This window comes from Fibrobacter sp. UWEL (assembly GCF_900142535.1).
In the GTDB taxonomy this organism is placed as follows: Bacteria; Fibrobacterota; Fibrobacteria; order Fibrobacterales; family Fibrobacteraceae; genus Fibrobacter.
In genome coordinates this window covers 30,077-45,308 of record NZ_FRBE01000024.1, presented here as the reverse complement: position 1 = coordinate 45,308, position 15,232 = coordinate 30,077, and the positions used below count along the sequence as shown (strand labels likewise).

Here is a 15,232-nt window from a genome sequence, read left to right as displayed (position 1 = left end):
CAAGAATTTTGTATCTTTGCTCTCGGTTAAGATGACTCAATGCAACCTCTTTGTGGTAAGAGAAGGTTGCAATTTAGTTATCCTAGCTGGCTCCCATCTGGGGGCCTTTTTTGCATCCTTCAGATTCCGCTCGGATTATGCATTTGCAAATAGAATTCGGGTGTAAAATTTCGTTTATCCAAGACTTTTTTACAAATCAAAATGTGACATAGATTATACACTATGTATGTTTTTTTTGATTTTTTACTGTCATTTTTTGCAGAATTAGCAAAGCGAGAAGTTTTTTTCGAAGCACAACAAGAATATAGCTGGAGAAGTCATACACAATGTATATAAGGCGTTCAACACCCCAGGGCAAAACCTGCCAAATCAAAGATGTCGACAAACAATGTGACCTCTGCGGACTTTGTTAAGAAATACAACCTGGTATCAGCCAGCAGTGTTCAGGCAGCGCTAAAAGGATTGCTTGCATAGCAACTCGTTACGCAAGAATCCGGCAGTTACCGGGTTTACGATTATTTTTTCGCCCACTGGCTGAAAACGCAGAGGTAGAGCAACTATTTCCCATAGTGTTCCTTCAGGTCCATCAAATACTGAAGAGCCTGCATGGGGGTCATTTCTTCGGGACGGAGGCGACGCACTTCTTCCTTCAGGAGAGTGGTGCTTTCGTCAGGAGGAGCGAACAGATCCACCTGGGGCTTTTCCTTCAGTTTCTTGTTGGCAGCTTCGTCGCTGGGGTCGATCTTATGCTTTTCAAGACGCATCAGGATCTTGCGGGCACGGCGCAACACGTTGTTGGGAAGGCCCGCCATTTCTGCCACGTGAATACCATAGCTGGAGTCGCAGGCACCTTCAAGAATCTTGTGGAGGAACAGCAACTTGTCGCCCTTTTCCTGAACGGCCACCTGGTAGTTGCCGGCGTGTTCCAAGCCATCCACCAAACCAGTCAATTCGTGGTAGTGGGTAGCAAACAGCGTGAGGGCAGCGCGAGCGGGTTCGTCGTGAAGCGTTTCAACGATGGCCCATGCGATGGAGAGACCGTCAAAGGTACTGGTACCGCGGCCGATTTCGTCCAGAAGCACAAGGCTGTGGGAGGTTGCGTTACGCAGGATGTTTGCGGTTTCAATCATTTCCACCATGAAGGTCGAGAGGCCGCGGCTCAGGCGGTCGCTGGCGCCCACGCGGGTAAAGATACGGTCCACAACGCCAATGCGGGCAGATTCCGCAGGCACGAAACAGCCGATTTGCGCCATCAGCACAATGAGGCCGGTCTGACGCAGGTAAGTGGATTTACCAGCCATATTGGGACCGGTAATCAGCATCAGTCGGGTGGCCTCAGGCGACAGCTTCACGTCATTGCTAATGAAGTCCAAGTCCGGATTCACCGCCACAATCACGGGATGGAACCCGCCCTTGATTTCGATGCCGGAGCCTTCGAATACCTCGGGGCAAACGTAATTGTACTTACGTGCGGCGCGAGCAAAGCTGTACAGCGTATCCACGCGGGCGATGGCATTTGCAATTTCCTGCAGCTCGGCGCGCCAGGAGTTCACGCGTTCGCGGAGTTCGCTAAAGATTTTGTATTCCAGAGCGTGAATGTTCACTTCCGCATTGCTAATGACGGATTCGCATTCCTTCATTTCGGGAGTGATGTAACGTTCTGCATTTACCGTAGTCTGCTTACGGATGTATTCGTCAGGAATCGGGTTGGTAGCCTTGGCCATGGCGGCGCGGGTCACTTCGATGTAATAACCGAAGACCTTGTTGTAGCCCACCTTCAGGCTGGGAATGCCAAGACGTTCCTTTTCGCGGGTTTCCAAAGAGGCAATCCACTGACGGCGATCCTTAATGTCAGCGTTCATGGCGTCCAATTCTGCGTTGGCACCTTCGCGAATCATACCGCCTTCGCGGACGGTCAACGGCAGGTCATCATTGAACTGGCTGAGAAGTTCCTCTCCCCTACCCTGGGCGCGCATCAAAGCGTCACGCATGGGTTCAAAAATCGGGGAACGCAAACCTTCCAGAACTTCAGCCACCTTGGAAGCCTGAGCCAGGGAACGGCCCATACCAGCAAGGTCACGGGCGTTGGCGCGACCAGAACCAACGCGGCCCATCAAGCGTTCCATATCCAGAATGGAAGTGAGAGATTCCTTCAGTTCATCAAGTGCAACAGGATTGTTGACCAGTTCGTCCACAGCTTCTTCGCGTTCCTTGATGCGGTCCACGGAAATCAGCGGATGGCTCACCCAATCCTTCAAAGTTCTGCCACCCATTGCAGTAACGGTAAAGTCCAGCACGTAGCAAAGAGTGCTGCTCATATCGTCGGCGTTCAGCGGGCGCACCAGCTCAAGGTTGCGCAAGGTGGACGGATCCAAAGTCATATAGTCGTCCAGATTCAAAATCTCGAGAGCCGTAAAGTGCGAGAGCTCGGATTTTTTCTGGTACATCAAATACTGAAGCATTGCTCCAGTGACAGCAGTTTCTTCGGGGCGGCCGTCAAGTCCGAGACCATCCAAGGCTTCAACCTTGAAGTGGCTAAAGAGCGTGTCGCGGGCGGCTTCTTCTCCGAACTGGAAACCCGGAAGCTCCGTAATCAAAATGTTTTCGGATTTCACCAAGTCCATGACGCCGGCGGGAATCTTGGTTCCTTCGGGAACGAGAATTTCCTTAGGCATGCGGCGGCAGAATTCGCATTCGAAAGCCTGAATGGAACTCTTGCAAGTAGCAAGGTAACCCGTGGTCACATCGGCGATAGAGAACACTGCGGTTTCAGCCTTGCCCTCAGCGGCATCCTTCGTGGTGTCGGCACTTCCCGGGATGTAAGCGCAAAGGTAATTTGCTTCCTTGGCATCCAGGTTGGCTTCGTTCATGGCGGTGCCGGCACTGATGATTTCCACAATGTCGCGCTTGACAATGCCCTTGGCTAGCTTAGGGTCTTCCACCTGTTCGCAAATGGCCACGCGATAACCAGCGGCCACCATCTTGGGAACGTAACGTTCGGCGGCGTGATGCGGGAAACCGCAAAGGGGCGTAGCACCCGAGGCACCATTGTTACGGCTCGTGAGAGTAATGCCTAAAATCTTAGAGGCAATGACAGCATCTTCTTCGAACAGTTCAAAGAAGTCGCCCATTCTAAAGAACAGAATACAACCAGGGTTCTGAGCCTTGATATCGTAATACTGTTGCATTAAGGGAGTGCAAGCCATTACAGATCTCCCATGGAAAGTTCAACCTGATCCGGATTTTCTTCCGGTTCCACAGGTTCTTCGGTAGCAATGGATTCCGGCTTGGCATACTGAGGTACCAATGCGCCAGCTTCCAGAAGTTCACTGAATTCGCGGAGGCGAGGCAGATCTTCGGGAATACGATTGATGCCGAAGTACTTCATAAATTCCTGGGTGGTAACGTACGTGTAGGGATTGCCCACAGTTTCCGCACGGGAACCCAATGCAATAAATTTTTTGTCCAGCAGGTTACGGATGGGGCCATCCACAGAAGACACACCACGAACCTGTTCAATGGCGGCCTTGGTTATGGGCTGCTGGTAAGCAATCACGGCCAGAGTTTCCAAGGCGGCCTGGCTCAAGCGACGAGCGTTTACTTCCGGGAAGAGCTTGCGGACCCAAGGATAATACTTGGCGCGGGTACGGAAGCGATAACCGCCGGCCTGTTCCACAATTTCAAACGGAGAGTTGATCTTGTTCAGGGAATCATTGGCAGCAATGAGTGCATCAGAAACCAAACGAGCATCCAAAAAGTCGCCCAGGATTTCGCGGAGCTTTTTCAATGTCACCACATCCGGAGACGCAAATACCAGAGCCTGGATAATGCGGGCAAGGTCTTCCTGACTTTCAACTTTAGGAAGTTCCGCAGATTCTTCGGCCAATTCGTCAATATCTTGATTCTCTGCCATAGAGCAACCTCTTAGAATACAACCAAGTCGTTCTTGTGGACAAGTTCATCGGCCACGTCCTTACCCAGCAAGGCGTGGATTTCAGAAGTTTTCTTGTGCAGCACCAGCTTCAAAGTTTCGCTATCAAACTTTACAACACCGCGGGCCACAGCTTCGCCGTTTGCATCAAGGACTTCAATCAAGTCGCCCTTGTCGAAATGCTTCTTCACGGCAACAACGCCAACAGGCAGCAAGCTGGAATGCTTTTCGCGCAAAGCCTTTACGCCGCCTTCGTCCACCACCACACTTCCGCGGGGAGTGGTAATAAAGCTAAGCCAACGCTGACGGCTGTTCAACTTCTTTGCAGAGCCCACAAACAGAGTACCTTCAGCCTGTTCAAGAATCACTTCATGAGGAAGCACTCGCATACCGCAAGCCAGGAACGCATTGCAACCGCTCTTGGTAACGTTACGGATAGCTTCCAGCTTACTGCGCATACCGCCGGTACTTACAGCGGAGCCGGCTTCGCCGGGCTTGCCAGCCAGAGCAAGAACCGCAGGAGTAATTTCGGGAACAAAGCGCAGCAAACGTGCGTTAGGATTCTTCTTGGGATTGTCGTCAAACAAACCGTCTTCGTCAGTGAAAATCAGCAGCAGGTCTGCATCCAAGAACAAAGCCACGTCAGAGGACAGCTTATCGTTATCGCCCACCTTGATTTCAGCAACAGCCAGAGAGTCGTTCTCGTTGATGATGGGAACGATCTTTCGGGCAAGCATTGCCTTGATGGTGTTCTGCAAATTCTTGTAGCGACCGCGATCGCGGAAGTCATCAGCAGACAAAAGAATCTGGCCCACAGAAAGCTGACACCAGCGGAACATTTCACGATAGGCGTACATCAAGTCAATCTGGCCCACAGCAGCGCAAGCCTGCTTTTCAGCAATAACGGTAGGCTTTTCCTTGTAGCCCAGCTGGCTCATACCAGTACCTACTGCACCGGAAGTCACAATCACAACTTCCTTGCCAGCTTCCATCAGGCGTGCGACGGAGTCAGCCAGCTTCTGGATGTAACGGGTACGAACGCCACCCTTTTCAGAATCCACCAGGATGCGGGAACCAATCTTCACCACAATGCGGCGGGATTCATTCAAAATGTTCTTTCTTAATTCACTCATGATTAGGGGCTAGGGGTTAGGGGTTAGGGGCTAGAGTTTAGCGGCAAACCAGCAGGCGGATTGCATCCAGACGGAGCTGCGGGGTGCTGATAATCTTTTTCCATTCCTGAGCATTCTTGCGGAGCTGCTTCAGCTGGTCGTTGTTACCGGCCTTGCCACGCATAGTCAGCAAGTGATTCATGCGCTGGTATTCCTGCTCGGCGCGGGCTTCTACTGCAGCGGCAGCAGTTTCTGCCATTTCCTTAGCCTGAGCCATGACCACACGGCGAGCGATGGCCAGACCATCCTTACCGAAATACTTGAGGGTCATATTCACAGCGGCGTTGCCCTGAGGAACAGGCACATCCTTGAAGGAAGCGTTCTTCAGTTCCGGAATCTTTGCGGAAAGGTCGTCACCGTTGGCGGCCACCAGCACACTGATGTACTTGGGACCCGCAATGTCGGAAACGCCCCAATCTTCACTGATGGAGAATTCCACTGCGAAGTTGTACTGCATGACCAGGCCGCGCATTCCGGAGTTCTGCCAAATGTTGCAAGCCACGGCGCCATTGTCCAGAGTGGTTTCAAAATCCAGGACGCCCTGAGACAGCGGGTGTTCCAAGCTGACGAAATCCACTTCGTCGTGAATCATGGCCACCTTACGATCGAAGGTAATGGTCAAGCTGGAAGAGTCGGAGTAGCGAGCGTCGCCGTCACCGCCGGAGCCTTCGGAGAAGTCACCCACAGCCTGGACCACACGGCCACCGCCACCGTTACTTCCCGGGATGCCGCCAATGTTTTCGGGCATGCCAGGAACGGAGCCAGCTTCCACCTGAGTACCCATGGTCACCACGAAGCAACCGGGGATAATGCTCTTGTCGATTTCAAGACCGCGATCCATGAGGGAATCGAAGACCAGAGTCTGCAATTCCTTTTCTCCATCGATACGTTCGATTTCGTCCGTAATTTCTTTTGCCTTGGCAGGATTGCGGGAGTTGAATTCCAGCAGGCGGTCACGACCCTTTTCAATGTTCTTGCGCATGGAATCGCAATCTTTCTTCACCTGAGGGATCACTTCCTCGATGAAGTGTTCCAGATAGTTCTGCGGTTCAGCAAGGGCGGCAATCAGGTCGTCCGTATACTTCAGGAACAGTTCACCACCACTCATCATGGGAGTGCCAAAAGCATTCAAGCCGTTATGGTACCAGCGGAACATCACTTCCTGGCCGGAGCCCTTCACGTAAGGAACGTGAATGATAATGTTTTCGGTCTGGCCAATACGGTCCAAGCGGCCAATACGCTGTTCCACCAGGGACGCATCCAGCGGCAGGTCGAACAGGATCAGGTGATGGGCAAACTGGAAGTTACGACCTTCAGAACCAATTTCAGAAGCGATCAGCAGGTTAGCGCCATTTTCCTTACTGAAGTTGGCAGCAGCCTTGTCGCGAGCCATAATGGTCATGTTCTCGTGGAACATGGAGAAGGCGCCTTCGCCCAGATATTCCGTGAGGAGTGCTTCCAGAGCAAGCACCACCTGGATGGATTCGCAAATTAACAGAACCTTGTCGTCCTTATGGTCCTTCAGGAACTGCTTCAGCCACACGTAGCGTTCGTCCATGCACCAGGCATCGGAATAGCTGGTGCACAGCAAGCCGTTTTCCTGGATATCGGTGGACATATCAAGATCATTTTCAGCGGCAACGTTTACCATCTCGCGGTAACGTTCATTAGGTTCCAGAGCCACTTCGTCCAGAACACGCTTGGGGAATCCGCCTACGCCCTTACGAGTGTTGCGGAACACCACGGAACCCGTACCTACAGCATCCACAATGCGGCGGATCCATTCGTCGGCGGGCATGGACTTTGCACTTTCCTGTTCCAGCCAAGGTCTAATCATGGATTTCTTGGGAACCGCTTCGTTCAAGTCGTCCCAACTCATCTGCTGGCCAGGATCGGTGGGGAGCTTGTTCAGTTCGTTCACCAACTTGCGGTAAGCGTCCTGGTCCTTGATGAAGTTATTGTAGTCCGCAAAGCGGACCGGGTCCAACATCTTCAGGCGGTTAAACTGAGATTCCGGATGGAACTGCAGCGGAGTACCCGTCAGGAGCAATACGCCCTTGGAACGCTGGATCACAGCGTTTGCCAGCAGGTATTCATGGCTAGTAAAACCATCTTCGCACACCAGATGGTGAGCTTCATCGATGATGGTCATGTCCCACTGCACCTTCAGCAAGTCTTCAATCAAAGCAGGCTGCTTAATCAGGAAGTCGATGGAACAGATAATGTCGTTGGCCAGGCTGAACGGATTGGGTTTGTCGTCGTCATCGGCAACAAAGATGCCCTTCAGGTAGCCTTCATCCACCAGGGTAAACAAGGTGTTGAAGCGGCGTTTCATTTCAATCAGCCACTGGTGCTTCAAGGTTTCCGGCACAATGACCAAGGTGCGGTTCACGCGACCGCGGGCCTTTAAGGCGTGCCAAATCATGCCGGCTTCAATGGTCTTACCCAGGCCCACTTCGTCGGAAAGCATCAGGCGAGGCAGTGTGGAGCTGGAGCAAGCGCGCTGGCACAAGTAATACTGGTGAGGAATCTTGCTCACGCGGGGGCCAATCATACCGCGGACAGGAGAAGAAATCCACTTGCAGGAAAGCTGCTGGGCTTCTTCGCGACGGCGGAACTGGGCGCTTTCGGAAACGCGACTTTCCGTAAGAGCACGGAACAAGTCTGCCGGACGGGCAATGGAAATCTTGGCGTTCAGTTCCGATTCCTTCATGGTACGTCCACCACGACCTTCGTAAATGAACAAGCCGTCCACTTCCTTCACGGATTCAACGGAAAAGGAAAGACCCTTATCGTTCTTAGCGGTTTCACCGGGATTCAACTGGAATCGATCTACAGGAGCCCCCATGGAACGGTAAAGACGAACATCGTTCATGGCGGGGAAAGAAATCTTCACAATACGGTCCTGAACCTCTGTGACAATACCAAGTCCCAGAGCAGGTTCCGATTGACTTACGTAGCGTTGGCCAACCTTAAAATTCATCATAAGCCCCCAATTTAGTTTTTTTTCAGAATTTCGGCTTTTATCCTTTTTCCTTTATCGGTAGCAAATCACGCTTTTGTAAAAATTCCCCATAATTTTTTCTACATTGTAGCCCGTATGACTTGGTACTACATCGATGAATCCATTACAGACGGCGAACGTCGCAAGGGTCCTTACAACCTCGACGAAATTCGCGACCTGGTCCAGGAGAAAAAAATCACGGACGACACCCTGGTTTGGCACTCCGGCCTGGACAATTTTGTCCCCTGGAAGGACATGGAAGAATCCAAGCCCACCTTCACCACCTCCGAAGACGAAGAACTGCTGAAAAAGACCATCGAGGAACTTTTGGCCCAGCAAGTCGCCGAGAAGAAGCTGCAAAAGAGATACGCAGGCTTTTTTACGAGAGGTCTGGCATTCGCCATCGATAACATCATCTTGACTCTGATAGGCCTGCTCATCATGCAGGTTCTTGCAGCGCTGCAGATAATCGATCCCGAGTCCATGAATAACGCCATGAATTCCATCGCAAATGCAGGCAACAATGCGAGTTTCAGCGAAATTCTGGACCAGATGTTGAAGGAACCCAGCCTGGAAATTCTCTTCATGATTACAAGCTTTATCCAGGCACTGTATTTTATCATTTTCACAGCCATCAAGGGCGCCACTCCCGGCAAGATGCTTTTGCACCTGCGAGTGGAAACTTCCGAAGGCGAAAAGGTCTGCTGGCTCACCAGCATTATCCGCTATATCGCCAGCATGTTTACCCAGTTCACCCTGGTACTGTACGGCCTTGGTTACCTGATCGTGATGATTGACCCCAAGCGTAGGGCCCTTCACGACCACATTGCCCGTACCCGTGTGGTTATTGAATACAAAATAAAAGTTCGTTCTGTAATTGAAAAGAACGATGAGAATAATAATGGTACTTCTCAGGAAGAAGACCAGGAGAAATAGTTTATATGTATCGTTTTGAAGTTCATCAGGTTGAAAAGCCCCTGGAAGGTGAAGTCGAAATTTCCGGTGCAAAGAATGCAGTTCTCGCCGTGATGGCAGCAGCCCTCCTGGCAGATGGCGTTTCTGAAATCACCAACGTGCCTCACCTGAAGGACATGAAGACCATGTCCGACGTGCTCCGCGTCATTGGCTGCCGCATTAGCGGTGAATCTCACGAACTTAAAATTGACACTCGTGGCGCAGACCATCTGGAAGCTCCTTACGAACTGGTGAAGACCATGCGCGCCAGCTTCTACGTGCTGGGCCCTCTGGTAGCCCGCTTTGGACGCTGCCGCGTTTCTCTGCCCGGCGGATGCGCTTGGGGCCCCCGCCCTGTGGACCTGCATTTGAAGGGTCTTGAAGCACTGGGTGCAAAGATTACTCTTACCCGCGGCTATGTGGAAGCCACTTGTGAAGGACGTCTTCCCGGCGGTAACTTCAACTTCCCCATTTCTTCTGTAGGCGCCACCGTTAACGTCCTGATGGCAGCAACTCTTGCCAAGGGCACCAGCGTTCTCCAGAATGCCGCTCTTGAACCTGAAATTGACAACCTGGTGGACTTCCTGAATTCTATGGGCGCCAAGATCCAGGGTCGCGGCACACGCACCTTGACGGTGCAGGGCGTAGAAGCTCTACGCCCCGGAAAGTGCTACACCATTCCGGACCGTATCGAGGCAGGCACTTTCCTCTGTGCCGCCGCAATCACCCGCGGTTGTATCAAGGTCACCAAGGTTTTCCCCGAACATATTGCAAGCACTCTTGACGCTTTCCGCGATATGGGCTGTAAGGTGGACGTAGGTAATGACTGGGCCCAGGTGGATGCCCGCGGTATGGAACTGAAGCCCATTAACGTCACCACCCTTCCCTACCCGGGTTATCCTACGGATATGCAGGCACCCCTCATGGCAACCCTCGTTTCCATCCCGGGCAACAGCACCATCCAGGATACAGTCTACAATGACCGCTTCAAGCATGTGGCTGAACTGCAACGTCTTGGCGCAGACATCCAGGTGAACGGCAATACCGCTATTATCAAGGGCGGTACCAAGCTGGAAGGTACCGAAATCATGGGCAGTGACCTGCGCGCTACTGCAGCTCTGGTTCTTGCAGCATTTATTTCCGAAGGTGAAAGTACCGTCAGCCGCGTGTACCATCTGGACCGCGGTTACGAAGACTTCGAGAATAAGGTGGCCAAGATCGGCGGTGTCGTGATTCGCCATTCCGACGACGAAGAAGACGATAATTTATAGAGACGCAAGGGGCTCTGCCCCTTGGAACCCCGAAAAAAGAATAGATCCTCAAAGTTTTGCTTTGGGATCTTTCTTTTTTGTTTGAGGGGTGGTAAAACCACCTCCTCAAAGTATTCATTTTTTTCGTCAAGTTACAGCACCCCCTGGTTGAAAATTTCATACCTACTAAATAACCATTTTACGCCATTTAGTAGGTACCCGTCGGCATTTTTGGGAGGATTTTGTCCCTATAAAAGGGCAATTTGCCCCTTTTACTCCATAAATTTGGCTCCATGCGAGTGGATTTTGGGGATTTCATACCTACTAAACAACCATTTTACGCCATTTAGTAGGTATCGCTAAACAAACAGCATTTGACAATGCATACTATTTGCCCCTTTTCAGCAATTTAGTAGGTATCAGTTGGCAAATTTCAAAGGTTTTTCACACCCGCTGGGTCCCGACAATCCTGCGAAGCCCAAATATCCCCGCGAGCCACCATATGACGCAAAAATCCCGCAAGATTTCTCCTGCGGGATCTTCTCTCTCTAGAAAAAAATTGTGGGCGGCGCGCAGCCTATCTTTACGTTAATGATTGCGCGCAATCTATCCTGCGATCAATCCGAGCGACCTTGCAGTCAACCCGAAAGATGACTTACGGAGCTACAGAGGTTTCTGCAGCGGGCATTGCGGCGGCGGCAGCGGGGTCCACCGGAGTTTCGCTAGCGGCCTGGGGAGCGTTCTGTTTTGCAGCCTGAGGTGCAGCAGGCAATGCAACACGTTCCTTAGGGACGCAAGCTTCTACGGGTTCACCAGCGGCGGCCTTTTCTTCCTTCTCCAGAATTTCCTGGAGAATTTCTGCGGCCTGTTCGAATTCAGCGGACTTTTCGCAATGCTTGCTGGAAAGAATCTTCTGGAGGTAAGCCTTCTGCTTTTCGGTGTCACATTCCTCGGAGTAGAGCAAGGACATCTTGAACAGAGCCGGGCAAGTCTTCTGACCTTCCGGGAAGGTTTCGGTCATGTTGTTAAAGACTTTCTTTGCCTTGTCAATCTGGTTTACGTCAATGAGGCACAGGGCCATCCAGTAGAGAGAATTCTCTGCCAGTTCCCCAGTCTTCATGGTTTCATAAACCTGCTTGAATCCGGTAAAGGCCAGCTTGAACTCACCGCGGTGATAGTCACTGCGGGCGGTATTGAACATGGCTTCTGCTTCCACCAGCTTTTCGGCTTCACGTTCCAGGCTATCCAAGGAAATGGGAGCGGGAGCGCCGCTGACCACAACCTTCTTTGCCAGGATCTTGTCAGACTTACCCAACAGCATATCCAGACGGTAGATAATTTCTTCCTGTCTAGAATCGTTGCGTTCAGATTCGTCTGCCACACGGCGGGAGAGCATGGTGATTTCGGCCTGCATGCGCTTCTGTGCGAAGGTAGCGGCAGTCATCATGGAATCCAGACGGTAGTTTGCAGAATCCAGGGCGGCGCGCAAGGAATCATTCTGAGCAGTGAGCTTAGCCACAGCAGAATTCATTTTCTTGCCCACAGATTTCTGGACGTTAGTACCAACATCCTGAATCTCCTGGGTGCGCAGCATGGTGATCTGGCTACAACCCGTCAAAGCAAATGTCAAAACGGCAAGGCTTACAATACCACGAGCCAAACGTTTCATCTTTACCTCTTCAAAAAACTATTTCAAGACAATTATTCCCGGGCCATCAAGGCCTAGAACTTAGTCCTTGATATTCACGCGGAAGTTAGCACGGCGGTTCTGAGAATAGGCTTCTTCAGTCTGGCCTTCTGCCTTGGGAGCTTCCTTACCGTAGCTCACGGATTCCATACGCTTGCCGTCAATGCCGTAAGCAGCCAGGAATTCCTTCACCTTCATAGCGCGCTTTGCACCCAGAGTGAAGTTATAGTCTTCGGTACCGCGAGCATCGGTATGGCCTTCGATAGTGATAGTAAAGCGAGTTTCCTTCAGGAGAAGTTCTGCAACCTGAGCCAGCAATTCCTTAGCCTTTTCGGTCAGTTCAGAACGGTCAAAGTCGAAGTAAACATCTTCGCTCATGATCTGGTTGATCAGCTGTTCCAGGCGAGCGCGTTCTGCTTCCAAGCGAGCCTTTTCAGCAGCGATGCGTTCAGCTTCCAGGCGAGCCTGTTCTGCAGCCAGGGAGTCCTGGTTGACGGGAGCTGCTTCAGCTGCGGGAGCCGGAGCTTCAGTCTGTGCGGCGGGAGCGGGAGCTGCGGCAGGTTCAGTCTGCACGGGCTGACGTTTGGAGCAACCGACCAGAGCAATGCATGCAGCGCCGGCGATGAGAGCGAGTTTTACTTTATTCATTTTGCACCTTCCTGTTTGTTAGGATTTTCGTAATAAAAAGACCATGTGGGGGCAGTGTTTTCCCCGGAGTTGGTAATGCGGGTCACGTTGGAACCGTCCATTCTCATGATATAAATCTGATAGCTACCGCTACGGTTGCTGGAGAATGCGATCAGGTTTCCATCGGGAGACCACGTCGGATGTTCGTTGTTCCCTGCATTACTGGTCAGCTGGACAATGTCAGAGCCATCCAGAGCGCAGGTATAAATATTCATCTTGCCTTCGTCCATGGAGGTATAGGCAATGCGGTCACCCTTGGGAGACCAGCTGGCACGTTCGTTATAACGCCCCATGAAGGTAACGCGGCGCAGGTCGCTGCCATCGCTTCCCATCACAAAGATCTGCGGGCCACCGCCACGGTCGCTGGTAAACAGCACTTCGGAAGCGTAGGGGCTCCAGGCGGGGCTCGTCTGGTTGGACTTCAGGTAAGCAAACTTACGTGCTTTTCCATTAGCGGGGTTACCGATAAACAAGTCCGTCTTTCCGTCCACCGTACTGGAGAACAGCAGTTCGCCAGTCTTCGGGTTCACAGCCGGACTGTAAGTCTGATCCAGCTGGGGGAACAACATCTTTTCAGAACCGCCGAACATCTTGGAGTAAAGCTTGGGGCGATGGGTCTTGAAGTTCACATAAATTAGGCCCTTGTTATCTTTCATCCACACAGGCATCATGCTAATAACCGTATCGCGGGTCACCTGGGTGCGATGGAAGCCGTCATAGTCGGAAACCACCACCTGTTTGATGCCATCGATCTTGGATACATAAGCCAGTTTGGTGGATGCCACACCCGGTTCTGCCCACAAACGCATGATCACCTCGTCAAAGAACTGGTGCATGGCGCGGCGCAAATCCTGCTGGGACACCGTGTAGGTTTCACCAAGGAGAAGGTCCTTCGTCTGAGCCACATAGAGGAAGCATTCCAGCTTCAGCTTGCCACCCGGCTGAGGCGCCACACGGCCCGTAATGTAATGCTTTGCTCGCTTCTTGCTGAACAAGGCCAGGTTGAACTTGTCGGAGGAAATCACCTCGAAACGGCCAGAAAGTTCTGCGTCGCGGGTCACAATCTGATGAGGTTTTTCTTCCACCCATTCGATATTGCCCTTGGCTTCAGAGAAAGGTACCACACCAATGGGCATCGTCTTGAAGACAGAAATACCCACGTCCACAGCGATGGTATCGATAGCTGCGGAACTTACGGAGGGGAGCAACAAGAGCAAAAGCCAGAATACGATGGACAGCGCCAGGGAAGAAATGCGGAAAATCTTTCCCACCTTTTGACGGACCATTACTTGTTTACGCTCAGTCATTTTTTCAGTACCTTCTATGTTCTTCTAATCCTAGTTCGGCGTGAAGTTGAAATGCAAGATTAGAGAGGGAGCTCTAAAGTTAGGCGGCAGTTCCGGCACCTTGGAAATATTCACCGCGCGAACGGACAGGTGATCCCAGGTCTTGTTGCCAGAAGACTTTTTCAACAACACTGCAGAAATTGTACCAAAGCGGTCCACCGTAAACTGAACCGTAGTCTTGATAGACTTCGGAACGTTCAGATTTGCCGGCGGATTAAAGTTGCCCATAATAATTTGTTTTAAACGTTCCAGATAAACTTGCATCAGCGGGTCCATATCCACAGATCCCACAGGATTCAAGCTGGAAGCTTCCATGGTCGCAGGAAGATCCAGATCGTCTACTTCAAAGTCATCCACAGGTTCCGGCTCGGGAGTGGGTTCCGGTGCAGGTTCTTCCTTCACTTCTTCCGGTTCCGGCTCTGGCTTCGGCTCTTCCTCGGGCTTGATATCCGGAGGCAGTTCCTGATCCACCTTGGGCTTGGGTTCCGGACGGGGCTTAACCTCGGGCGGCTGTTCTGGAGGCGGTTCCTGCTTGGGAGGTTCAGGAGGCTTCACGCGAGGAGCCTGAGGTTTCTTCACCTGAGGCTGTACCTGCACCATCTCGAATACGGGAATGGGTTCCGGCTCTTCCTTGAAGTCCACAAAATGCAGGGCAAAGCAAGCACCAGCAATAGCCACATGGAAAATCACTGCGCAGATAACAATCTTCGCAACCATCCCATTGTCGTGGTCCGAGAAGTACTCGATATGTTGATTCTTGTCGCTCAAAAAAATACCTGACTATCTCTTTTTACCGGGCTTTTCCTTGGGGTTCATGGTAAGGAACCCAAGCTTTGTAACGCCCAGCTTTTGCACCTGGGTCACCACCTTCATCACCAGGCCGTACTTCACGTCCTCGTCGGAGTTGATGACCACGGCCATTTCGCCGTTCCACAGGGATTTAAAAACGTTGTTGAAACTGTCGAAATCCACCATCATGTCAGCGATGTAGATCTCGTCGTTCTTGGTGATGGACACCTTCAAAAGTTTTTCCTGCTCCATGGTAGGTGCTTCGGCCTTGGGGAGGTCAACCTTCACACCTTGACTCATGAGAGGCGCAGAAATGATGAACACAATCAAGATGGAGAACACGATATCGATCATGTTCGTCAGGTTCATCTCCTGCTTCAGTTCTTTTCCGCGGCTACGCTTCACTCAAGCC

The 15,232-nt window shown here is 51.7% G+C and carries 11 protein-coding genes and 1 pseudogene; 3 read left to right on the top strand and 9 right to left on the bottom strand.

Going from position 1 to position 15,232, the window contains the following annotated elements:
• Positions 1-390: 390 nt before the first annotated feature.
• Positions 391-552: pseudogene (locus BUB59_RS15850) on the top strand (ATPase); the annotation flags it as partial.
• Between the two features lie 5 nt (positions 553-557).
• Here the strand turns inward: BUB59_RS15850 and mutS are convergent.
• The 4 genes from mutS to rapA are packed head-to-tail and all read right to left on the bottom strand — an operon-like array spanning position 558 to position 8,089.
• Entirely contained in the window at positions 558-3,206 is a 2,649-nt protein-coding gene (gene mutS, locus BUB59_RS12940; RefSeq protein WP_073230655.1) for a DNA mismatch repair protein MutS, read from the bottom strand.
• Positions 3,206-3,913, bottom strand: a complete 708-nt coding sequence (scpB, locus tag BUB59_RS12935; RefSeq protein WP_073230652.1) for an SMC-Scp complex subunit ScpB — start codon at positions 3,911-3,913, stop codon at positions 3,206-3,208. Before scpB ends, mutS begins: the two co-directional genes overlap by 1 nt.
• A gap of 11 nt (positions 3,914-3,924) precedes the next feature.
• Entirely contained in the window at positions 3,925-5,064 is a 1,140-nt protein-coding gene (gene proB, locus BUB59_RS12930; RefSeq protein ID WP_073230650.1) for a glutamate 5-kinase, read from the bottom strand.
• A gap of 37 nt (positions 5,065-5,101) precedes the next feature.
• Entirely contained in the window at positions 5,102-8,089 is a 2,988-nt protein-coding gene (gene rapA / locus BUB59_RS12925; RefSeq protein ID WP_073230648.1) for an RNA polymerase-associated protein RapA, read from the bottom strand.
• Positions 8,090-8,203: 114 nt separating this feature from the next.
• Here rapA and BUB59_RS12920 point away from each other — a divergent pair, with 114 nt between their 5' ends.
• Both BUB59_RS12920 and murA read left to right on the top strand, forming a co-directional pair.
• On the top strand, positions 8,204-9,043 hold the full coding sequence (locus tag BUB59_RS12920) for an RDD family protein (protein ID WP_073230645.1): 840 nt from the start codon (positions 8,204-8,206) through the stop codon (positions 9,041-9,043).
• 5 nt (positions 9,044-9,048) lie between these two features.
• Entirely contained in the window at positions 9,049-10,332 is a 1,284-nt protein-coding gene (gene murA, locus BUB59_RS12915; protein ID WP_073230643.1) for a UDP-N-acetylglucosamine 1-carboxyvinyltransferase, read from the top strand.
• 634 nt (positions 10,333-10,966) lie between these two features.
• Here the strand turns inward: murA and BUB59_RS12910 are convergent.
• Genes BUB59_RS12910 through BUB59_RS12890 form a run of 5 tightly spaced genes read right to left on the bottom strand, consistent with a single transcriptional unit; the run spans position 10,967 to position 15,225 of the window.
• Positions 10,967-11,980, bottom strand: a complete 1,014-nt coding sequence (locus BUB59_RS12910; protein WP_073230641.1) for a tetratricopeptide repeat protein — start codon at positions 11,978-11,980, stop codon at positions 10,967-10,969.
• 60 nt (positions 11,981-12,040) lie between these two features.
• A complete protein-coding gene (locus BUB59_RS12905; RefSeq protein WP_073230639.1) occupies positions 12,041-12,646 on the bottom strand; it encodes an OmpA family protein in 606 nt (201 codons plus the stop codon).
• Entirely contained in the window at positions 12,643-13,992 is a 1,350-nt protein-coding gene (locus tag BUB59_RS12900) for a translocation protein TolB (RefSeq protein ID WP_234980057.1), read from the bottom strand. Before BUB59_RS12900 ends, BUB59_RS12905 begins: the two co-directional genes overlap by 4 nt.
• A 30-nt stretch (positions 13,993-14,022) precedes the next feature.
• Complete coding sequence (locus BUB59_RS12895) at positions 14,023-14,799, bottom strand: TonB C-terminal domain-containing protein (RefSeq protein ID WP_234980056.1); 777 nt, start codon at positions 14,797-14,799, stop codon at positions 14,023-14,025.
• Between the two features lie 12 nt (positions 14,800-14,811).
• A complete protein-coding gene (locus BUB59_RS12890) occupies positions 14,812-15,225 on the bottom strand; it encodes an ExbD/TolR family protein (RefSeq protein ID WP_073230637.1) in 414 nt (137 codons plus the stop codon).
• Positions 15,226-15,232: the final 7 nt, after the last annotated feature.

Bases quoted from the DNA above. Each gene is read 5' to 3' on its own strand.
- BUB59_RS12900 (WP_234980057.1), bottom strand. From the start codon at position 13,992: ATGACTGAGCGTAAACAAGTAATGGTCCGTCAAAAGGTGGGAAAGATT.
- BUB59_RS12910 (WP_073230641.1), bottom strand. From the start codon at position 11,980: ATGAAACGTTTGGCTCGTGGTATTGTAAGCCTTGCCGTTTTGACATTT.
- BUB59_RS12905 (WP_073230639.1), bottom strand. From the start codon at position 12,646: ATGAATAAAGTAAAACTCGCTCTCATCGCCGGCGCTGCATGCATTGCT.
- rapA (WP_073230648.1), bottom strand. From the start codon at position 8,089: ATGATGAATTTTAAGGTTGGCCAACGCTACGTAAGTCAATCGGAACCT.
- mutS (WP_073230655.1), bottom strand. From the start codon at position 3,206: ATGGCTTGCACTCCCTTAATGCAACAGTATTACGATATCAAGGCTCAG.
- proB (WP_073230650.1), bottom strand. From the start codon at position 5,064: ATGAGTGAATTAAGAAAGAACATTTTGAATGAATCCCGCCGCATTGTG.
- BUB59_RS12920 (WP_073230645.1), top strand. From the start codon at position 8,204: ATGACTTGGTACTACATCGATGAATCCATTACAGACGGCGAACGTCGC.
- scpB (WP_073230652.1), bottom strand. From the start codon at position 3,913: ATGGCAGAGAATCAAGATATTGACGAATTGGCCGAAGAATCTGCGGAA.
- murA (WP_073230643.1), top strand. From the start codon at position 9,049: ATGTATCGTTTTGAAGTTCATCAGGTTGAAAAGCCCCTGGAAGGTGAA.